Raw genomic sequence first — 19963 nt, 5'->3', positions numbered from 1 at the left:
GGGTTAAAATAACGCGGTGAAAACAGCCGTTTAAGTAATATCTCATTCTCAGGGCGTTAATATGCAAAAATATCGGTCTCTCGAAGGAGATAGTAACGTTGGGCATTTAATAGTTAAGCAATCTCAGCACTTTCTTGGCTAGTAATGATTGAAATACAATTTTTCCCTGAACTCTTAGATTCATATAGAGCGATGTCTGCACGTTTGTAAGACCGTTCGACGCTAGAGTCGATGTCGCTGACACCACCACTCACTGAAACGGAATTCTCATGACATAAGCTAATAGCAATTCTTAGCCTATTAACCACCATTTCAGCTTCCAAAATAGGGGTGTGTGGCATGATCAGCCCAAACTCCTCACCACCAATACGAGCGAGGAAGTCCGTGTCTCTAATCTGTTCTAATATGATGCTTGATACAGACTTAATGACTCGGTCACCCTCATCGTGCCCAAGCTCATCATTTACCCGTTTAAAATTATCTATATCAATAATAGCAAGGCACGATTGATACTGAGTAGGGTATCTGCGTGAGCGACGAGTTTCGCGTCTCATTTGTTTGTCAAATTTCCGGCGGTTCCATAATCCACTCAGTGAATCTTTTTCGCTGAGTTCACGTAAGCGATTTTCTAACTCTTTTCGTTGTGTAATATCAACGAAGGAGCCGACATAGAAGAGGATTTCTCCCTGACGGTCACTCACAGTTTGAATTCTTAAAATCTCTGTTAAGGTAGAGCCATCTTTTCTCTGGTTAACAACTTCACCTTCCCAAGAACCTTCGGCCAATAAGTGTTTCCACATTTTAATGTAGAATTGTTGTTGATGCTTTCCAGAGGCAAAAATTGAGGGACTTTTTCCTTTTACTTCATCTAAGGTGTACCCGCTAAGCCGAGTGAACTCTTTATTCACGGAAATAATACGATTGTTTCTGTCAGATATGAGAACAGCTGACATACCGTTCATGGCAACTCGTGCAATTTGGCTTTCTACCGAGTGTTTTTGATGGCGAATATTCCAGCCACAAAAAAGGAAGGTAACCAGTCCAATAATAATATAGACAGCTAACGCAAGCAGAGAGATATCATCGAACTCTTCAGAAATAATTTCATTAATCTTTTGGTCTGGTACATTCAGCACGAGCAGTAGGTCTTTCCCCATTAATTGGCTGGATAATGATAATTTTGAATAAGACCACCAAGACCCAGCATCAAAGACACTACCGGTGGGATTAGTTTGAGATTCCTTCCAAACCAGTGGTAATTGGTTTTGAATATTAAAATCTGCATGTTCTGAAACAATATCGCCAAGTAATTGGCTAAAGGTTTGGCTTTGCAAATAAAAACCGTTGGCTTTTAAAATATCTGGTTTAAGTTGGTTTTTTGAGCTGTGTCCTAAAGAATTATAGATAGCATCAAAATTGAGGTTAGCAATAAAATAGCCATAGCGTTTAAATTCTACATCGACAGGAACAATCAAACGTAGAGCAGGAGTAATTGGAGTCACAACTTTTCCATTTTCATACTCAATATCAATACCAAAACTACCTGATTGGTTTGGTTTAAGCGTTTTTGCGTACTGAAAGTAATCTCTGCCGCTCTTATTTTGTAAAAATTCTTTCGGAACTACCTCAATATAATTGTCGACACTATTAATACGGATTACTTCTTTTCCTGAATTATCTAGGAAACGTAAATGAGAAAAATAACCTTTCGAACGTGCAATTAGAATCCATAGGTCTTGGACTGCGTTGATGTTAAGTGTGTCTTTAGCGGTTACCGCTGAATGCAACAAGTTATTGCTTGATAACAATTCAACTGACGCTTCAATATCAGAGAGGGTGGATTGTAAAGATAATTGATTAAATTCAAGTAGTGCCCGAGTTTCTTGTTCGACTCTAGAAGTTGCACGTTCTTCTATACGATACCATTCGCTTACGAAAAATAGAGTCGGCACTATGCTCAATACAATAAACATGAGGGTGAACTGAAGAATCGGGGAGGTTGGCTTAAACGTCATATAAAATAATCATCATCTAGATACTCGTATAATAACTTACGGGAATATTATATTCGTGATACGAGTGGCATATTAATGATCAAGAGTATGAGCTATACCAAGATTTAAGTGATTTAGCTCTTTTGTACTAGCGTAGCTGAGGCGAGAGATTTTAAATATTGATGACGGTGAGAGGATATTACTTATACAGAGAACTCTAAAAGAGTGATAGCTCTACCAGATAAGCAATATCTTCGTTTGTTACTGCCATTAGTAACAAGTCGTTAGTAGGTTAGTAATTAAATCGAGCAGCTATAGAAAACTGAGGGCCATAAACGCCGTCATTTCGTGCACCAGCGAATAGTGTCAGGGCTTCAGTCGAATGGAAGTTAAGCCCAGCATGAAAGACAGAGCTTTCTTTATGCAGACCAATACGACCAGTTAATTCTATTTGGTTGGTCATCCAAACTCGTCCACCTATGTTAAACTCAGGCTGGAATGCAGAATCTGAACTCGAAGAGTCAACAAAATTTACATGATGAATTAGTATTTGCCCATAGATGTCTGCAAACGAACCGATAGGGCCGTTAAACCCCACTCCGGCAGCCGCATCCCAGTCATTTTCAAATGTAGTGTCTACTCGACCGATCAGGTGGGCGTTATCCATCAGTAGCATACTGAACTCACCACCTATCGTTTGTGGACCAAAACCGCCCCTTACTTCGAAGTAGTTGTAACTGAAGTTATTAGCTTGCGCAAAAGGGGTTAATAAAAGGGTAAGCGCGATAAGGCTAATCTTTCTTGATACTTTAAACATAACTGCTCCGTAGTCGTTAAGTATGCAGATGGAATTTTGACGTTACGAAAAAGCCTGCAAAAAGCAGGCCATTGTTATGTTAAGTGTTTGGACGTTTGAGGAATTGACGCTGTTTTTAGAGGATTACGATATGATCTACTTCCACTTCTGGTGCTGAACCACCTTCGTACTCGCCGAATAAGCGAACTAATGTTTCATGATCCAACATGCTATTTATAGTTACATCTTCAAGCTCAACCATAATCTCTCCCGTTCCATCAGCAAACAAGAATTTATCTTTTGATAATTGTTTCGTTAAGTGCCCTTCGAGAATGACGTCACTGTCTGAAAATAACTTAGCATCACTACTCATTTGTTTAATGGTTGTAACGGCAACAGGCCCTTTGTATTGAATCGCAGTTTCGTCGTGACCTTTCCCTTTGGCAAAACTTGGTACCGCAGCTAAGGTAAGAGTCGTGGCGATTGTTAAAGTCATTAATTTGGTTTTCATGATATTCCCTTGTTGTTATATGGTGTTTGTGAATCTATGTGTGTATTAAACACCGGGTGAGTTGAACATCAGCTGAGAAAACGATTCATAATCAATTCATTATATTGAGCATTACCAAGAACAAGCGTTATCATGTCGAAAATTATCTTGAATTTTATGTGATATGAAAAGCTCGTTAGAATCATTAATGGTGCAAGGCACCACGTCAGATGCTGGAAAAAGTGTACTAGTGGCAGGTTTATGCCGTGTATTAAAAAGGCGCAACATTAACGTGGCACCATTTAAGCCACAGAATATGGCACTAAACAGTGCTGTAACTGAAGATGGTGGCGAAATAGGTCGAGCACAGGCTGTCCAAGCTCAGGCGTGCGGGCTTAAACCAAGCGTGCATATGAATCCTGTATTACTTAAGCCCTGTACCGACACGGGAGCTCAGGTGATACTACAAGGAAAAGCGGTTCAAGACATGGATGCGGTTGGGTATCACGACTACAAGTTGGTTGCCATGAACACGGTAATGGATTCGTATCAGCGTCTAAGTAATGATTTTGAAAGCATTGTTATTGAAGGCGCGGGTAGCCCCGCAGAAATTAATTTACGAGAGAATGACATTGCCAATATGGGGTTCGCTGAAAAAGCGGATATCCCAGTAATTATTATAGCGGATATTGATCGTGGCGGAGTATTTGCTCATATAGTAGGGACACTCGCTTTATTGTCAGAAAGTGAGCATCAGCGGGTAAAAGGTTTCGTGATCAACCGATTTCGTGGTGATATTGCTTTATTACAGTCAGGCTTAGATTGGTTAGAAGAGAAAACGAATAAGCCTGTACTTGGCGTGCTACCTTATTTGCATGGATTTGATCTCGAGGCTGAAGATGCAATCAACGCTGAGCAGGTTCATGATTCAAACAGTAAGATCAACATACTAGTTCCGGTGTTAACTCGAATTAGCAACCATACAGACTTCGATGCATTAAGACTGAACCCTGATATTAACTTTAGATATGTAGGTAAAGGAGAGCGTCTTACTGGAGCCGATCTTATAATAATCCCGGGAACAAAATCTGTCAGAAGCGATCTTGAATATTTACGTAGCCAAGGCTGGGATGAAGATATTAAACGCCATATTAGATTGGGTGGCAGGGTTATCGGTATTTGTGGTGGCTACCAAATACTAGGAAAGACTATCAATGATCCTCATGGCGTGGAGGGCATAGCGGGTACAAGTGAAGGGCTAGCTCTACTTGCTGTTGATACAGAGCTCACACAGCAAAAAACGTTAACAAACGTGACAGGGACAATATCGTTAAATGGTGAGCAGCAAAAAGTGAAAGGGTATGAAATTCATGTCGGAGTCACTCAAGCCTCATCAAACCAACCAATTACACTGCAAGGCGGATCGCTAGACGGCGCAGTATCGGATTGTGGACAAATCTGGGGGACATACCTTCATGGCATATTTGATACCCCAGACGTTGTTTCTATGATTGCTCGCTGGCTTGGTGTTACGGAAATTAAACAGGTCGATCATATAGAAACCAATGAACGGGCAATAGATCGCATCGCTGATGCAATCGAAGAACATATGGATCTTGGCTTGTTATGGCCGGATTTGATTACCTGATAGTTCTTCTCACAATCCATAAAATATTGGGGAGACGTCAGCAAGAAGCGAAGCAAAAAATAAGCCGCAGATTAATTGCGGCTTATTTATTTATAGTCTTGTCGGTCGTTAAAGCCTAACCAATGTAATCAATACTACTTAACAAAGACTTCTTTAAAGTCTTTTTTCAAAATTGCATCTCTACGAGCTTTTTTGATTTGCTTAACCATGTCTTTAACACAATTGTGTAAAACTTGATCAAGGAGCTGGCTTCGGTATGCCTCTTTGTCTTCTTCGGTCATATCTTTTGGTAAGTCTAACGTTGGAAATTCTTCCATTACGTTAACACCAGCAAATGCTTGGCTTACCGAAATTAATGCGTGAAATTGCTCGAAATTATCAAGTACATTTTGAGCACTAGCTGGTAAAGAATCCCATGCTTCTCTAACCGCTTCTTCAGAAACTTCATGAATAGACGTGACCATAAAGTGCATAGCTTCAGGAACTTGATCAAATTCAATTACTTGTTTAAGTTCTGCTGAAACAGTTGATAAGTCAACTTTAGGTTGTTCTGTTTGTTTTTCGTCAGTCATGACAATATCTCTTGGAATAAAAACAATATGCTAAAAACTTATGATAAAAAGTCAATAAGCTAGACTTAATTAACTAGTGAAAGATCTGATTTGAAGTGCTATAAGTCTAATTAGCACAATATTATAAGGGACTATATGACTATAAATGGATCCTCAATGCGAATACTTCTCGTTGATGATGTACAGATGGATCGAATGCAACTTGCGATCCGTTTAAAACAACTCGGTCACGATGTTGAAGCGGTTTCTAGTGGTAAAGAAGCATTAGCCATCTATTTAAAGTTCGATCCGGAATTAATATTGCTCGATATCACAATGCCTGAAATGAATGGTTTTGAGTTATCACAGGAAATTCGGCGATTATACCCAGATTGGATACCGATCATATTTTTGAGCAGCCATGAAGAACCAAGCATGATTGCTAAAGCGATTGATGCGGGTGGCGATGATTACCTTATAAAGCCCGTTGATAAAATAGTTCTAAATTCAAAGCTAATCGCTATGCAGCGCATTGCTCATATGCGTAGAGAGTTAAAGCGTGCCTCTATTAAGTTACAAGAGTTAAATCATGCACTGCAACATCAGGTGAATGAAGATGGTTTGACAGCACTATATAATCGTCGGTTCATCGATGAAAAACTCCATGACATGATCAGTTGGCACGGACGGCACAAGTTTCCTCTAACGTTAATTCTGCTAGATGTGGACCATTTTAAGGCGTTCAACGATAACTATGGTCACATTGAAGGTGACCAGTGCTTAATTGCTATTGCTAACTTAGCTAAAAGTTTGTTCTCAAGAAGTGCCGAGTATGTGGGGCGTTATGGTGGTGAAGAATTTGCAATACTGCTTAGCCACACTGAACATGACAAAGCGCTACTGGCGGCTAAAAGAATTAAAGAAGCGTTAGAGGAACTAGCTTATCATCATGAATACAACGAAGATTTTGGAATTGTCACTGTATCTCAAGGTATTTATAGCACCGTTCCAAGCGGTCATGAATCAATTACTGAAATCTACACAAAAGCAGATGAAGCACTCTATGCTGCTAAGCATCAGGGCCGCAATACGTTCGTTTTATCTGAAAGCAAAGATTAATCATAGACTCGTGGCTTGAGCGATTGCTCTATCCTTAGCTAACTAGTATTGTCACGTTTTTAGTAAAGCAGCTATTAACTAAACAAAATATTCATAAACTAAGGTGTTGATTTTATACCTATTGATAGGTCATGATTATAGTCATGTTCAAGTAGATGTTTAAGGTTACCCATTGCATAAGTCAGTAAGGTTTGCGGTCTATGCTCCAATACTTTGTGTGGCGAATATAAGTTCTACGACTGTAGCTCATGCCTCTCCGAGTAAGGGCTACCAACATCAATTAGAACAGAATTTTGCGGCAGCTGTGATACTTATGGACAGTGATGTCTTTACATTCGGTATCCATGACTTTGATCCTAATGACTGGTTTAACTTAGAAAACGAAGATATTGGCACTGAAGAATCCGTCAGTTTAAGAAACCGAATTCAAGTATCAACAATTCCTTATACCTTTGATCTCAGTGATGAGGAAGATACCAATAAACAGTCTCTTATGCTTCGCCTATCTGGACTGGTATCAGAAAAAAATATCAAGCTGAACGGTGTTACGGTTGAAGACCATAGTGAAGATAGGATTCTAGCTGGCTATATTGCGTACAAATACAAATTTGTTATTAACGACAAATGGAGTATAGAGCCTTCGTTTGCGACTCATCTTATGCAATATAAAAATAAATTTGAATATCGAAGTGATGCGCTTATTGAGGCTAAAGATCGTTTGGACGGGGTTTACGTTAATACTTCTGCATGGAGCATGATCTATGAGCCTACTATCTCCTTTAAATACCAAAGAGCGCGTCCTTGGGGGCAATGGAGTGTCGAGTCTAAGTGGCACTACTTCTACGGGCATGGCTGGGGCGAAGCGAATCAAGGCCAAATAGGGAATACTGAAGGTTGGTATGTTTCTAATGGTATTCAGTCTAAATATGACTTTGATCAGTGGGGGAAGGCAGTACAGTCGATGTATACCAGCTTTCACCGTATTGACTTAGGTGCAGATGTTGAAAAGCCACTAGGTACGGGGTATTACTATGAAGCATCCATCGGATGGCTAATGACACCTCCGTTTGACACTGAGTGGGTTGATAATGTGGGCATAGGCTTAAACTTTAACTATGGCAGCGCACTAAAAGGTGGAAGTATTGTTCTGTTTTTCAATCAGACCTAACTTATGTCGTTGTAGTGTGCCTAAGCTCTTACTTCATTTTGTATATTCGACACAAAACACACTAGTGAGCTATTTTGTTTCTGCCGGTTTGTTTCGCTTTATAAAGCGCTTTATCGGCTAACTTAATGACATTATGTGGCTTTCTATCGGTAGAGGAGTCAGCGACACCGATACTTATAGTGACATTCACTGTATCAGTATTAGATGCTTTTCCACGCTTAGATGTACCTGATTTATTGTTTTTTGGTCGTGTCGCCACATCTCTAAGCGCCATCTCATATTGAGCGATATCTTCCCTTAATATCTCTAGATGCTCTAATACTTCTTTTAGATAGCGGCCTTTAAACACTGCAGTAAACTCTTCTCCACCATAACGATACACTCTAGCTTTTCCGCCTATGAAAGTTAAGCGCGTCGCGACCAGTTTAAGTACATCATCACCTGTATCGTGTCCGTAAGTGTCGTTAAATGCTTTAAAGTGGTCTACATCGAGCATAGCAATGGTGTACTTTCTACCTAATTGCTTTAAGTCGGTTTCTAAAGCGTGGCGTCCAGGAATACCGGTCAACCCATCATTAAACGCAAGTTCATGGCTCGCAGATATTAGCGCGACCAGAAGAAGTACGCCGGCTAATGTGAACATAGTGCTTGAGATAAATGGTGTATCAAAAAAGATGAACGTAAACGTGGTTGTCACGATTGCCGAGTAAGAGACAACATCTGCAATTCGATTGTTTCTCAAAACCAAAATAGCGGTAACACCGGTTAATGCAACTAAGTACAAAACTAGTACGAATGGGAGTCGCGAAATCTGAGGAACAACAAAAAGAAGGCCATCATTAAAGTGCACTAAACTTTCTTCGCCAAAATGACTAATGGTTAGGTAAGACCATGCTAAAAAAAGACCATTAATTAAGACATATAGTAAAAAACTTTTGCTACTTAAATTGGAGTCTTTGAATGCATAAGTTAATAGCGATGCAACGGGTAACAAAAATGCGAGTAAAGAGAGTTCTAGCAGTGTTGTACCAGTACCTAACGAAGATTGTAGTCGGTTTTGTATTATCCAGTAACTAAGCATCATAACCACTGCAATCATTGCGCAGCGGCTTTGGTTAAAACTATGGCTTAGAAGTAGTGCAACGAGGAAAAGCACAATCGGCAAATTAACTGCGATGTCCAAGTTACCTTGAGTCATAGTGATGACGTTACTCATACCGAGCCATAATGACGCTATGAGACAAAGAGGGAAGGAGACCCTAAACCAGCTTGAAGTAACAATGGATGGAGACATTAACAGCAGTATACCAATTAGTTATAAAGAGTAATTTATCAAAGACCCTATTAGGATACTTCTATTTACTGATTTGCCAAGCTTTTTGCTAAACTTATGGGACAAATATGAACTAACATAAATTGCTCTCCTTAGTTCTGGCAAGAAAACTTGTTGTTCACTGGTGGGTGCGCTAAATTAAATTTTATAATAGTTAAATTGTAAGTCGTTATGTGATTGATTAAGGAGTAAATAATGCAGATTAGTGTAGATGTTCACAATTACATGGAAACTCTGGTTGGGCATATTCTCGCAAAAGAGGAGTATGCGTCCAATTACGATCATGAGCAACTTGCAGATATAGCGTGTTTAGCTTTGAGTCAACTGCGACCAGTATACATACGTCATGACATCGATTTTCTTTCTGCGTTGGCAGAGTCACGACTGATTATATTGAAACAGTATACTCTAACTGCGATTGAAAATGCTGAGTCTATGATTTTAAGAGATCGTCGTATGGAAAGAGGTGATGATGTTCCTATCATGTTTAGCCATCCTCGCTTTGATGACGATGTAGAATTGGAGTGGTTCGAAAAACCACTCATACAAATAAAAAAATAAGAGGTATTAATAAGTGGGACTATTTTCGCGTCTGTTTGGATTAGGTAATGCTGAAACTAAGTCAAAGGTAGAGATCGAACCTATTGAATATAAGGGCTTCTTGATCTATCAAGAGCCTATTTCAGAAGGTGGGCAATTTCGAATCGCAGGACGGATTACAAAGAAATTAGATGATGAAGTAAAGTCTCATCGTTTCATTCGCTCTGATGTACTGTCGAACAAAGACGACGCCAATGAGTTGATGCTCAAAAAGTCACAAATGTTCATTGATCAAATGGGTGACAACATTTTCTCATAGTCGAGATGTTAGCTGATATCTACTTGATGAAAATCATAATTTAATGAGCCGTAAGCAGTTATGCTTACGGCTCATTTTTATATGTTTAATCTCTTGTTTCGCAACATCTTTTTTTAATCTGGTTCGACCTCTACTGAGTGTAAGTCCGTCGTTATTTTTCATCATAAAGTGCCGAATCAACCTTTGATTATGGCGCAATGTAGTATTTTTTAGTATTTTTACTACAAAACACTTGCGATGAAAGCTGCCGTTAGATAAAAAAGAAGAATCATTGTGCCAATAGTGAAGGAATAACTATGCAAATTGGTGTACCTAAAGAAATACTCGCGGGAGAAACGCGAGTCGCTGCATCACCGAAATCGGTTGAGCAGTTAATTAAGCTTGGCTTCGAGGTTTCAGTTGAAACCGGAGCGGGTAGTCTAGCAAGCTTTGACGATTCAGCGTATGAAGAAGCCGGAGCTACCGTCTCATCTTCTAGCGACGTATGGCAGTCAGATCTCATCTTTAAAGTTAATGCTCCTATTGTTGATAAAGACAAAAGCATTGACGAAATTGCACTATTCAAAGATGGTGCAAGCCTTATCAGTTTTATCTGGCCTGCTCAAAACCCTGAATTAATGGAACAGCTCTCAACCAAAAACATCAATGTGATGGCGATGGATGCTGTTCCACGTATTTCCCGAGCTCAAGCGTTAGATGCACTATCGTCTATGGCGAATATTGCTGGTTATCGTGCGGTAGTTGAAGCAGCGCATGAGTTTGGCCGTTTCTTTACTGGCCAAATTACGGCAGCTGGCAAAGTGCCACCTGCAAAAGTTCTTGTAGCTGGCGCTGGTGTTGCAGGTCTTGCAGCGATTGGCGCTGCGGGTAGCCTTGGTGCAATCGTAAGAGCATTTGATGTACGCCCCGAAGTAAAAGAGCAAGTTCAATCGATGGGTGCGGATTTCTTAGAAGTTGATTTCGAAGAAGACACTGGTGCTGGCGATGGCTACGCAAAAGAGATGTCTGAAGAGTTCAACAAGAAAGCAGAAGAGTTGTACGCAGCACAAGCGAAAGATGTTGATATCATCATTACGACGGCTCTGATTCCAGGGCGCCCTGCACCAAAGCTTATTACTAAAGCAATGGTAGATAGCATGAAAGCGGGGTCTGTTATTGTCGATCTAGCTGCTGCTAATGGTGGTAACTGTGAATACACCGAAGCGGATAAGGTTATTACGACAGCGAACGGTGTAAAGATCGTTGGCTACACCGACATGGTTGGTCGCCTTCCTACACAATCGTCGCAGTTGTATGCAACAAATATTGTTAACCTACTAAAACTTCTTTGCAAAGAAAAAGACGGTACCATCAATATTGATTTTGAAGATGTTGTTCTTCGTGGTGTTACTGTTATTAAAGAAGGTGAAGTTACTTGGCCTGCGCCTCCGATTCAGGTTTCAGCTCAGCCACAAGTTAAGCAGAAAGAAGCACCAAAATTAGAGCCTAAAGTGGAAGAGCCGACTTCGCCGGTTAAAAAGCTTGTTGGTGTAGGTGTTGCGTTAGCAGCATTTGGTTGGGTCGCATCGGTCGCACCTGCAGCGTTCTTAGCGCATTTCACTGTGTTCATTCTGGCTTGTATCGTTGGTTATTACGTTGTGTGGAATGTTTCCCACTCACTGCATACGCCTTTGATGTCGGTAACGAATGCTATTTCGGGCATCATTGTTGTTGGTGCATTATTACAGATAGGGCAAGGAAGTGGCGTTGTAACTTTCTTGTCATTCATCGCCGTGCTCATTGCAAGCATAAATATATTTGGTGGCTTTACAGTAACCAAACGTATGCTTGAAATGTTCCGTAAAGATTAGAGGGAGTAACAAATGTCTGCAGGATTAGTACAAGCGGCTTATATTGTTGCTGCAATCTTTTTTATCATGAGCCTTGCTGGTCTTTCTAAGCAAGAGTCAGCTAGAGCAGGTAACTACTACGGTATTACCGGTATGGCTATCGCACTAGTTGCGACCATATTTGGCCCTAGTACAGAAGGCTTGGCGTGGATTTTATTAGCTATGGTTATTGGTGGTGCAATCGGTATCCACTACGCTAAGAAAGTTGAAATGACGGAAATGCCAGAGCTAGTTGCAATACTACATAGCTTTGTTGGTATGGCAGCCGTATTGGTAGGTTTCAATAGTTACATTGATCCACCCGCTGTAATTTCTGTTACCCCGGCTGATATACATGCTGAACATGTCATTCACCTTGTTGAAGTATTCTTAGGTGTGTTCATTGGTGCGGTAACCTTCACAGGTTCCATCGTGGCATTCGGTAAACTGCGTGGTGTAATTTCTTCGTCTGCATTGAATATTCCACATAAGCATAAGTGGAATTTACTGGCTATCGTGGCTTCATTACTATTGATGGTTTACTTCGTTAAAGCTGATGGCAGCATGTTTGCTCTACTTGTAATGACATTAATTGCCTTTGCATTTGGTTGTCACTTAGTTGCTTCTATTGGTGGCGCTGATATGCCGGTTGTTGTTTCAATGTTGAACTCATACTCAGGTTGGGCAGCAGCAGCAGCAGGATTCATGCTAGCGAATGATCTACTCATCGTAACTGGTGCGCTAGTTGGTTCTTCAGGTGCCATTCTTTCTTACATCATGTGTAAAGCAATGAATCGCTCATTCATCAGTGTTATCGCTGGCGGGTTTGGCCAAGAAGTTAGTACAAGTTCAGGTGATGAAGATTACGGCGAACATAGAGAGATCAATGCTGAAGACGTAGCTGATATGCTGAAAAACTCTTCTTCAGTCATCATCACTCCTGGTTACGGAATGGCAGTGGCACAGGCTCAATATCCAGTACACGAAATTACTGAAAAGCTTCGTGCTCTTGGTGTCAACGTCCGTTTTGGTATTCACCCAGTCGCGGGCCGTCTACCTGGACACATGAATGTATTACTTGCTGAAGCAAAAGTACCGTATGACATCGTTCTAGAAATGGATGAAATCAACGATGACTTAAGCTCGACAGATACTGTTCTTGTTATTGGTGCTAACGATACAGTAAACCCTGCGGCGTTAGATGATCCAACAAGCCCAATTGCAGGGATGCCTGTTTTGGAAGTCTGGAACGCACAAAATGTTATCGTATTTAAACGTTCGATGAACCCAGGTTATGCGGGTGTACAAAACCCACTGTTCTTTAAAGATAACACTCAGATGTTATTCGGAGATGCTAAAGAAAGTGTGGATGCGATTTCTAAAGCTCTGTAATTAAGTAGATTTTTATTTAAAAGCCAGCTAATAGCTGGCTTTTTTTTTGCATATATTATTGACGTTGATATCACAAACGATATGTATATTTATGACAGAATGCTTTATAGTTCTTTAACGTAAATTATTCTGATTACTCACTTTGATTAAACGCGCACTCTATTTATCACTGTTTAGCTTAGCCTTCGTAACGAGAAGTGTCTTAGCTGATTCTTTACCGGAAAGAATTGATAACTTTGTGAGTTACTTTAACTTTAATGATGCGATTGCCTCTTACGATATTCGCGTTATTCAAGCTGAATACCCGACAAGATTGATCACACCAGATTCTCTGTTACCAAGAACTGCAGAGTACCCATTACGCGATATTCAAAAACTGTATCAATTGTCGCTATCTTGTACCGGGAAATTACCATTAAGCCCACTAATTACAGAACCTCTCGTTTTCACAAGAGCAGTATGTAAAGACACAAATCTATCGGTACGTTGGTTTGCGCGAAGTGGCCTTATTCACCCTGGTGGTGGTTCATACGCTTACCGCTGGGTTTCAAAATATCCAGATAAAAAAGAACTTCTTGAAATGTTCATGCATATTCAAGAAAGACCGTTATCTCTACCTAATACACTGCTAGGTCGATTGCAGCGTATGAACCAGGACAGTATTACCGCTCTCATTGGTGGGGCTAAGATGTTCATTGAACAAGATGAGCTTTGGCTAAAACAAGGTAATACATATCATATTTTTGGCCCCAATAGGTGGAAGCCAAACGTAAGTAAGGCAGAACTGAGTTTTAGTTTGTCGAGCGAAAGCTCAACGTGTTTTGTGCAACGTGGCAACATGTGTTGGGATATAGAAGATCATTCGGATATTTTACGCATAGCGATGATAGCGTTGGTCTTTGCCAATATTTTGTTGGTTGTTGGTTGGTCCGCATACCGTTGGAATTCTAAACGGCAAGAAATGAAAAGCAGAATGCTGGTACTACAAATATTGACTCATGAGTTACGTACTCCAATTGCTAGTTTGTCATTAACAGTTGAAGGTTTTAGACGTGAGTTTGAGCAATTGCCTGAAAGTGTATACGATGAGTTCAGACGTTTGTGCGAAGATTCACGAAGATTAAGACAGTTAGCTGAAGCTAGTAAGGATTATTTACAGTCAGATAACAAACCATTGAACACAGAATGGGTACCATCAGTACAAGAGTGGTTAGAGTACAAAGTATCGGATGAATTTAAAGGCAACATAAAATTAGCAATCAATGAAGATAGAGCCGCCAAGCTAAATGTTTATTGGTTAAGTAACTGTATAGATAATTTAATACGTAACGCAATCAAATATGGTGTGGCACCTGTTGTTATTGACGTTACAACATCCGCAGATCGTTTAACGATCAAAGTGATAGATCAGGGCGAATTATCACATCGAGATTGGCGGAACTTGAAAAAACCATTTGTAAGTAAAGCAGGCCTGGGATTAGGCCTGACGATTGTTGAATCAATGGTTGGCCGAATGGGCGGGAAAATGACGCTAATCGGGCCACCAACTACATTTATTTTGGAGATACCCTGTGAAACAGACACTGCTACTAGTTGAAGATGATAAGAACTTAGCCGATGGTTTATTAGTAAGCCTAGAACAAGCAGGATATGAATGTTTGCACGCAGAATCAATTGCTTGTGTAGCACAACACTGGGAGAAGGCTGATCTAGTCATATTAGATCGCCAATTGCCAGATGGCGACTCAGTTGAACACCTACAAGATTGGAAACAGTTAAAAGATATCCCCGTTATCTTATTAACAGCGTTAGTGACTGTTAAAGATAAAGTTGCAGGTTTGGACTCGGGTGCGAATGATTATCTAACGAAACCTTTTGCAGAAGCTGAACTGTTTGCGCGTATTCGTGCTCAGTTAAGATTACCTGAATCTGAAGAACATGATGACTCTAAAGTTATCACACCGAATTTGGTGATCGACAAAGCAACACGTGAAGTGTTCTATCGTGATGAAGCAATTACATTGACTAGAACAGAATTTGATCTGTTGCTATTTTTAGCTAGCAACTTAGGCCGAGTGTTTACAAGAGACGAACTTCTTGATCATGTTTGGGGTTACAATCACTTCCCAACGACACGTACTGTAGACACGCACGTATTGCAATTACGTCAAAAATTAGCTGGTCTAGAAATTGAAACACTTCGTGGTGTTGGTTATAAGATGAAAGCATAATGCGTCAGCTTGTTACTTTTATTTGTATATCTATTTGCTTCCCTTTGGCGGCAAATAGCGTTGATTGGTTTGAGTCAAATACACCTTTGACTCAAGCCCATCAATTTCTTCTTGATGACGATCTTGATGCGATGTTTGGGTCGGTCGTCGAGGTCTATCAGCAAAATGATAGTCGGTCTATTCGTGAACACCTCAACAATCTATTACTTCATTCTCTTGAAGTCGACTGCGGTAAAGGTCTTGATAACAACCATTTACCTGACTGGATAACAACGACAACAATTCGAAGAACCAATATTCAAAGTCCGGGTCGCGATATATATAACGTGACTGTTTCGATTGAATCTAAGAAAGAGATTGAAAATATTGTTTTTAAACGCTGGGTAGATAAGCAGATTTCAACAGATAGTGAATTTGCATTTAATGAGTCAACCCAAAATGGTAAGACTAAGAAGGTTTATCAAAAGCGCTACAACTTAAATAGCCGGGTGCCAAAAGGGCTCTATCGACTAGATGTTACAGCGACAGATCAAGAGACTTGGAGTTCTTGGATCGTATTTGTAGATTCAAAAGCAAAACAAGTCGTGAGATGGCAGTCCAAGGATCAATGGACGATCGAGAAAAATGCACTTCTCAACGACAACTGCCCACTTCCGTCACTAACAGTTGCACTCTATGATTATATTGATGGTAACTACAATGAAGTGTGGAGTCGAAGTTTCGAATCTGATTATCCAACCTCATTTGAACCAAGAAACATAGATCCCGAAAGGTACGTGTTGGCCGTTTCCATGACCAACCAAAGATGGCAGGGACAGGTATTAATCGAACAATCTCAAATAATTAGTAAAACATATGACGTTTCTGTGGAGGATTAGCTAAAGTTAATAGACAATAAGTCGTTATAAACTTAAGGGAATAACCGTTTATAAATTATGAAGACTACTATTAGATTTTTAACTTTGTCTATCGCACTTGCAAGTGCATCCGCTAGCGCTGCTAATTACGCAATCGAAGCCCGTGGTGATGCTATGGGTGGCGTTGGGGTTGTTTCAGCAAACTTTCTTACCGCACCATTTTATAACCCTGCATTAACTGCAATCTACCGTCGTAATGACGATGTTGGAATGATCATCCCTAGTATTGGTTTGTCGTATAACGATGAAGACGATATGGTTAATGATCTTGATACTGTAGCAGGGCTACTCGATAGCATCGATTACAATAATATAGATGCAGATGATATAGCTTCGCTCCAACAGTCACTAGATTCACTTGAGGGAGATCAAGCCAAATTAGAGCTTGGTGGTGTAGTTGCGTTTGCTATCCCTAATCAATATGTAGCAGCGAATGTTTTCGCAAAAGCTTATACCGAAACCTTTGCTTCACCTGATATATACACGGGCGCGGATGCTGGTTACGGGGATGAAATAAACACGCTTATTAACGCTTCTTTAAGTACAGTAAACGCGGTAGCTATTGGTGTTACTGAAGTCGGCGTTTCGTTTGCAAAATATCAGACATTTCTAGGACAACATATTGCCTTTGGTGTATCACCAAAACTTCAACGTATATACACATACGTTTATTCTGCCAATCTGAATAACTATGATATTAAAGATGTAACTGAAAATGGTACGGGGGAGACGATGTTCAACCTCGATGCTGGCTTTTTATGGTTTCACGGGCCATTAAGAATCGGTGTCGCTGCCACCAACCTTGTGTCTCGCGACATTGAAACAATTTCTTACACTGACACATTAAGCTACACCTATTCTAATGATCTAATTAGTGTTACCGAAAGTAGAGATATCAACGTTGGTTACGCCTACCAAATGCGACCACAATATACTATAGGCGCAGGTTTTGTGGCTGACTATGCCACCATAAGCGTTGATTACGATATCAATGAAGACGAACGCTTTACCGGTTTTGATGATAACACTCAGTGGCTAAGGGTAGGGGGCGAGCTTGATATAATGCGTCAACTGAAACTCCGAGCTGGTTATAAACGTAATCTAGCTTATGAAAATAGCGACGACACAGTAACTGCCGGTATTGGAATATCACCACTCAATCTATTTCAGTTAGACATTGGTGCTAGCTACACAAATGAAAACTCGATGGGTGTTTATCTAAATTTCTTAGGTAGTTATTAATAGTTCTACCGCTACTAACGGTTTCAGTATATAGTCAGCTCCTCAATTAAGAGGAGCTTTTTTATGTTTGATGATTTATCCCTTTCCCACGAAGAACAGCAGAAGGCTGTTGAAAGAATTCAAGAGTTAATGCAAACAGGTATGAGCACGGCTCAAGCGATTAAACTTGTAGCTGAGCAAATCAGAAAAGAACATAAGGAACAAGAGTAGGGTAGGAATCTACTCTATTACCATCTAACGCACTATAACTAAAAATTTAATACCAACAAAACTAGACTGCCATTCACATTCATCTAACCAAAGTCTATTATATCTAATTTGATATCTATCAATATGGTCATCGGATTCTTTCTGTGTATTATTTATTTGCATTATTAACAACAGCTTAGATTGGAGTGTTGTCCTGTTTGGTTATCACTAAATGTTCCGATGTAATATAATTACAGGTTGATTATTGTATGAGTTTTTATTAAGAGGAATATATCGCACTAGCACAGTGTCACCATCAAGTAATAAAACTCATTGCCAATTCGTGACGCGGTAACACTGTTTGTGATTTTAATGTGGACCTTGGTATGTCAAACTAAAGGAATATCCTTCAGTACAAGGTCTATGATTTCATGAACAAAATTAATTTGCTGGTGTGTGTATGTAGTGCAGTATTATTGGTTGGTTGTGACGGCACTCCCTCTGATGAGAACCAAACCGTAGATAACGATATTATTGCCCAATCAGTAGAGTTGCCGAAGTTTCAACTCTCTAAGAGTGGAGAGCTGTCAGCTGTACTATATGGAATATCTTGTGGGTCTAACCAGCACTTAAGTAGTAATCCTTCTGTATCATTGATCATAAACGGAACACCAGTCGAGTTTGCTCGCGAATGTAGCGACTCCATCTTGAGCTTTTCACCTATTAATAATACAGAGAACGCCATTTTCACCGATCTAATAGTTTCTAGTACTAACTTGAGTTGCCGTTACTTTTCAGGAACACGTACCTATGTTTATAACGACTGGCAGTTAGCACCTATTAAAGAAGCCTTAAAACAATTCCAGTAGCATTCAATGTACTGCTAAACTTATAGAAAGGTTTATGCGGGAGAATATAGATGAAGTTATCTACTTTACTTTTGTTATTCTCATTGAGTTCTAACTTCGCTTTTTCTAATGACATCGTGACTCTTGCGTCAGGTGAGTGGTACCCGTATCAATCACAGACTCTAAGAGAAGGCGGTTTTGTTGCTCACATTGTTACTGAAGCTTTTAAACAAGAAGGTTATGAAGTTAAACTGGTCTATTACCCGTGGGCTCGAGGGTTTGACAAAGTCCGAACAGGAGAAGTCGACGGTTCATTTGCTTATTCTAAAACCGATGAACGTATTAAATTCGCTTTATTTTCAGATGTGATATTGTCAGTTCCCATTGCTGTTTTTCATAGACGGGATGATGAAGTTGTTTGGAATGAAGTCTCAGATCTTCAAGGTCTCGAGATTGGTGGAGTTTTAGGCTATGACTATGGTTTGTCAGAGCTTGAAAAATCCAACGTAATCAATATTATCCGGATAGAAAACCAGATTGGTAATTATCATAAATTACTATCAGGCCGGCTAGATATACTCTTGGAATATCCCAATGTCGCGAATAAGTTTATTGATAAGTTAAATGCAGAAGATAAATTGGTGATGAATCCTAAACCAATAAACTTACTCTCATATTCATTAATTATCTCTAAGAAATCAAAACGTTCTGAACAACTGATTGCGGCATTCAATAGTGGCTTAAAGAAACTTCGTGAAAGCGGTGTGTATAAACAAATTGAATCAGAATCGAACCGCGGAGCTTATGAAAAGTAAATATTATCCCTACATCTAGGTGCGTATTATCTATGTTATGTTAAATGCAATCGAGCACATAAAAGAGAGTTGCTACTCTCCTGTACTAACTTAGGCAATCCATTAAACATAACTCTATTTACCATAAAATAGATAATAACTAGCTTACTATCTAACGATGTTCGCTAGCTATTATCTTAAGCCTACTTTTAGCCACCGGCTAACTTCACTGTATGGCCTTTCTTTTCAAGGTGAGCTTTGATTTTGTCTCTGGCGTCACCTTGAATTTCAATCGTTCCGTCTTTAACTGAACCACCGCAACCACATACCTTTTTTAATTCAGCCGCGATTAGTTTTAGTTGTGCATCTTCTAGGTCTAATCCAGAAACAATGCATACGCCTTTGCCTTTGCGGCCTTTGGTTTGGCGTTGGATTCGTACGATTCCATCACCTTTTGGTCGTTGAACGACTTCTTCTTCCTGTTTAATACGGCCAATATCCGTCGAATATACAAGACTCATATA

General features: G+C 39.9%; 20 protein-coding genes. 14 read left to right on the top strand and 6 right to left on the bottom strand.

The features are described 5' to 3' along the window. Positions 1 to 113: 113 nt before the first annotated feature. The 3 genes from L4C54_RS12030 to L4C54_RS12020 all read right to left on the bottom strand — a co-directional run bounded on the left by L4C54_RS12030 (position 114) and on the right by L4C54_RS12020 (position 3301). Positions 114 to 2015 carry a sensor domain-containing diguanylate cyclase gene (locus L4C54_RS12030; RefSeq protein ID WP_428808382.1) on the bottom strand — a complete coding sequence of 634 codons (1902 nt, stop codon included), beginning with the start codon at positions 2013 to 2015 and terminating at the stop codon, positions 114 to 116. A 271-nt stretch (positions 2016 to 2286) separates the two neighbouring features. Continuing rightward, a complete protein-coding gene (locus L4C54_RS12025; RefSeq protein WP_428808381.1) occupies positions 2287 to 2811 on the bottom strand; it encodes a hypothetical protein in 525 nt (174 codons plus the stop codon). A 115-nt stretch (positions 2812 to 2926) separates the two neighbouring features. After that, a complete protein-coding gene (locus L4C54_RS12020) occupies positions 2927 to 3301 on the bottom strand; it encodes a YgiW/YdeI family stress tolerance OB fold protein (RefSeq protein WP_428808380.1) in 375 nt (124 codons plus the stop codon). 163 nt (positions 3302 to 3464) lie between these two features. On the opposite strand from L4C54_RS12020, the gene L4C54_RS12015 reads away from it, so the two are divergent. Continuing rightward, positions 3465 to 4928: a cobyric acid synthase gene (locus tag L4C54_RS12015; protein WP_428808379.1), complete on the top strand. Its 1464-nt coding sequence runs from the start codon at positions 3465 to 3467 to the stop codon at positions 4926 to 4928. 134 nt (positions 4929 to 5062) lie between these two features. Here the strand turns inward: L4C54_RS12015 and L4C54_RS12010 are convergent, their stop codons facing one another. Continuing rightward, positions 5063 to 5500, bottom strand: coding sequence for a DUF3069 domain-containing protein (locus tag L4C54_RS12010; protein ID WP_428800340.1), 438 nt, complete (start codon positions 5498 to 5500; stop codon positions 5063 to 5065). 135 nt (positions 5501 to 5635) lie between these two features. On the opposite strand from L4C54_RS12010, the gene L4C54_RS12005 reads away from it, so the two are divergent. Together L4C54_RS12005 and L4C54_RS12000 are read left to right on the top strand one after the other, a co-directional pair. Further along, on the top strand, positions 5636 to 6598 hold the full coding sequence (locus tag L4C54_RS12005) for a GGDEF domain-containing response regulator (protein WP_428800339.1): 963 nt from the start codon (positions 5636 to 5638) through the stop codon (positions 6596 to 6598). Positions 6599 to 6770: 172 nt separating this feature from the next. Then, positions 6771 to 7766 carry a Solitary outer membrane autotransporter beta-barrel domain gene (locus tag L4C54_RS12000; protein ID WP_428800338.1) on the top strand — a complete coding sequence of 332 codons (996 nt, stop codon included), beginning with the start codon at positions 6771 to 6773 and terminating at the stop codon, positions 7764 to 7766. Positions 7767 to 7827: 61 nt separating this feature from the next. Here L4C54_RS12000 and L4C54_RS11995 read toward each other — a convergent pair whose 3' ends face one another. Then, positions 7828 to 9060 (bottom strand): GGDEF domain-containing protein, encoded by a 1233-nt coding sequence (locus L4C54_RS11995; RefSeq protein ID WP_428808378.1) that lies wholly within the window; start codon positions 9058 to 9060, stop codon positions 7828 to 7830. A gap of 234 nt (positions 9061 to 9294) precedes the next feature. On the opposite strand from L4C54_RS11995, the gene L4C54_RS11990 reads away from it, so the two are divergent. The 11 genes from L4C54_RS11990 (at position 9295) to L4C54_RS11940 (ending at position 19460) form a co-directional block, all read left to right on the top strand. Beyond that, the gene (locus L4C54_RS11990) at positions 9295 to 9660 is read left to right on the top strand and encodes a late competence development ComFB family protein (RefSeq protein ID WP_428800336.1); all 366 of its coding nucleotides are present in this window, start codon (positions 9295 to 9297) and stop codon (positions 9658 to 9660) included. A 13-nt stretch (positions 9661 to 9673) separates the two neighbouring features. Continuing rightward, a complete protein-coding gene (locus tag L4C54_RS11985; RefSeq protein WP_428808377.1) occupies positions 9674 to 9958 on the top strand; it encodes an HlyU family transcriptional regulator in 285 nt (94 codons plus the stop codon). 296 nt (positions 9959 to 10254) lie between these two features. Further along, the gene (pntA, locus tag L4C54_RS11980; protein ID WP_428808376.1) at positions 10255 to 11808 is read left to right on the top strand and encodes a Re/Si-specific NAD(P)(+) transhydrogenase subunit alpha; all 1554 of its coding nucleotides are present in this window, start codon (positions 10255 to 10257) and stop codon (positions 11806 to 11808) included. A gap of 12 nt (positions 11809 to 11820) precedes the next feature. After that, the gene (gene pntB / locus L4C54_RS11975; RefSeq protein WP_428800333.1) at positions 11821 to 13218 is read left to right on the top strand and encodes a Re/Si-specific NAD(P)(+) transhydrogenase subunit beta; all 1398 of its coding nucleotides are present in this window, start codon (positions 11821 to 11823) and stop codon (positions 13216 to 13218) included. Between the two features lie 142 nt (positions 13219 to 13360). Next, positions 13361 to 14815: a sensor histidine kinase VxrA gene (gene vxrA / locus L4C54_RS11970; protein WP_428808375.1), complete on the top strand. Its 1455-nt coding sequence runs from the start codon at positions 13361 to 13363 to the stop codon at positions 14813 to 14815. Then, positions 14790 to 15449, top strand: coding sequence for a response regulator transcription factor VxrB (gene vxrB / locus L4C54_RS11965; RefSeq protein ID WP_428800331.1), 660 nt, complete (start codon positions 14790 to 14792; stop codon positions 15447 to 15449). The genes vxrA and vxrB overlap by 26 nt, the downstream gene beginning before the upstream one ends. After that, the gene (locus tag L4C54_RS11960; protein WP_428800330.1) at positions 15449 to 16327 is read left to right on the top strand and encodes a DUF2861 family protein; all 879 of its coding nucleotides are present in this window, start codon (positions 15449 to 15451) and stop codon (positions 16325 to 16327) included. The genes vxrB and L4C54_RS11960 overlap by 1 nt, the downstream gene beginning before the upstream one ends. A 57-nt stretch (positions 16328 to 16384) precedes the next feature. Continuing rightward, on the top strand, positions 16385 to 17608 hold the full coding sequence (locus tag L4C54_RS11955) for a conjugal transfer protein TraF (protein ID WP_428808374.1): 1224 nt from the start codon (positions 16385 to 16387) through the stop codon (positions 17606 to 17608). A 63-nt stretch (positions 17609 to 17671) separates the two neighbouring features. Next, positions 17672 to 17818, top strand: coding sequence for a YoaH family protein (locus L4C54_RS11950; protein WP_428800328.1), 147 nt, complete (start codon positions 17672 to 17674; stop codon positions 17816 to 17818). 410 nt (positions 17819 to 18228) lie between these two features. After that, entirely contained in the window at positions 18229 to 18666 is a 438-nt protein-coding gene (locus L4C54_RS11945; protein ID WP_428808373.1) for a hypothetical protein, read from the top strand. A gap of 50 nt (positions 18667 to 18716) precedes the next feature. Beyond that, positions 18717 to 19460 carry a substrate-binding periplasmic protein gene (locus tag L4C54_RS11940; protein WP_428808372.1) on the top strand — a complete coding sequence of 248 codons (744 nt, stop codon included), beginning with the start codon at positions 18717 to 18719 and terminating at the stop codon, positions 19458 to 19460. Between the two features lie 188 nt (positions 19461 to 19648). Here the strand turns inward: L4C54_RS11940 and yciH are convergent, their stop codons facing one another. After that, the gene (yciH, locus tag L4C54_RS11935; protein WP_428808371.1) at positions 19649 to 19960 is read right to left on the bottom strand and encodes a stress response translation initiation inhibitor YciH; all 312 of its coding nucleotides are present in this window, start codon (positions 19958 to 19960) and stop codon (positions 19649 to 19651) included. Between the last annotated feature and the right edge of the window lie 3 nt (positions 19961 to 19963).

This window comes from Vibrio lamellibrachiae (genome assembly GCF_050337265.1).
GTDB classification, from domain to species: domain Bacteria; phylum Pseudomonadota; class Gammaproteobacteria; order Enterobacterales; family Vibrionaceae; genus Vibrio; species Vibrio kyushuensis.
This window is presented reverse-complemented; position numbering and strand designations above follow the sequence as displayed.

Bases quoted from the DNA above. Each gene is read 5' to 3' on its own strand.
- L4C54_RS11990 (WP_428800336.1), top strand. From the start codon at position 9,295: ATGCAGATTAGTGTAGATGTTCACAATTACATGGAAACTCTGGTTGGG.
- L4C54_RS12010 (WP_428800340.1), bottom strand. From the start codon at position 5,500: ATGACTGACGAAAAACAAACAGAACAACCTAAAGTTGACTTATCAACT.
- L4C54_RS12025 (WP_428808381.1), bottom strand. From the start codon at position 2,811: ATGTTTAAAGTATCAAGAAAGATTAGCCTTATCGCGCTTACCCTTTTA.
- L4C54_RS11960 (WP_428800330.1), top strand. From the start codon at position 15,449: ATGCGTCAGCTTGTTACTTTTATTTGTATATCTATTTGCTTCCCTTTG.
- L4C54_RS11995 (WP_428808378.1), bottom strand. From the start codon at position 9,060: ATGTCTCCATCCATTGTTACTTCAAGCTGGTTTAGGGTCTCCTTCCCT.
- L4C54_RS12020 (WP_428808380.1), bottom strand. From the start codon at position 3,301: ATGAAAACCAAATTAATGACTTTAACAATCGCCACGACTCTTACCTTA.
- L4C54_RS11945 (WP_428808373.1), top strand. From the start codon at position 18,229: ATGAACAAAATTAATTTGCTGGTGTGTGTATGTAGTGCAGTATTATTG.
- yciH (WP_428808371.1), bottom strand. From the start codon at position 19,960: ATGAGTCTTGTATATTCGACGGATATTGGCCGTATTAAACAGGAAGAA.
- L4C54_RS12005 (WP_428800339.1), top strand. From the start codon at position 5,636: ATGACTATAAATGGATCCTCAATGCGAATACTTCTCGTTGATGATGTA.
- L4C54_RS12015 (WP_428808379.1), top strand. From the start codon at position 3,465: ATGAAAAGCTCGTTAGAATCATTAATGGTGCAAGGCACCACGTCAGAT.
- L4C54_RS11950 (WP_428800328.1), top strand. From the start codon at position 17,672: ATGTTTGATGATTTATCCCTTTCCCACGAAGAACAGCAGAAGGCTGTT.
- L4C54_RS11940 (WP_428808372.1), top strand. From the start codon at position 18,717: ATGAAGTTATCTACTTTACTTTTGTTATTCTCATTGAGTTCTAACTTC.
- L4C54_RS11955 (WP_428808374.1), top strand. From the start codon at position 16,385: ATGAAGACTACTATTAGATTTTTAACTTTGTCTATCGCACTTGCAAGT.
- L4C54_RS12030 (WP_428808382.1), bottom strand. From the start codon at position 2,015: ATGACGTTTAAGCCAACCTCCCCGATTCTTCAGTTCACCCTCATGTTT.
- pntB (WP_428800333.1), top strand. From the start codon at position 11,821: ATGTCTGCAGGATTAGTACAAGCGGCTTATATTGTTGCTGCAATCTTT.
- pntA (WP_428808376.1), top strand. From the start codon at position 10,255: ATGCAAATTGGTGTACCTAAAGAAATACTCGCGGGAGAAACGCGAGTC.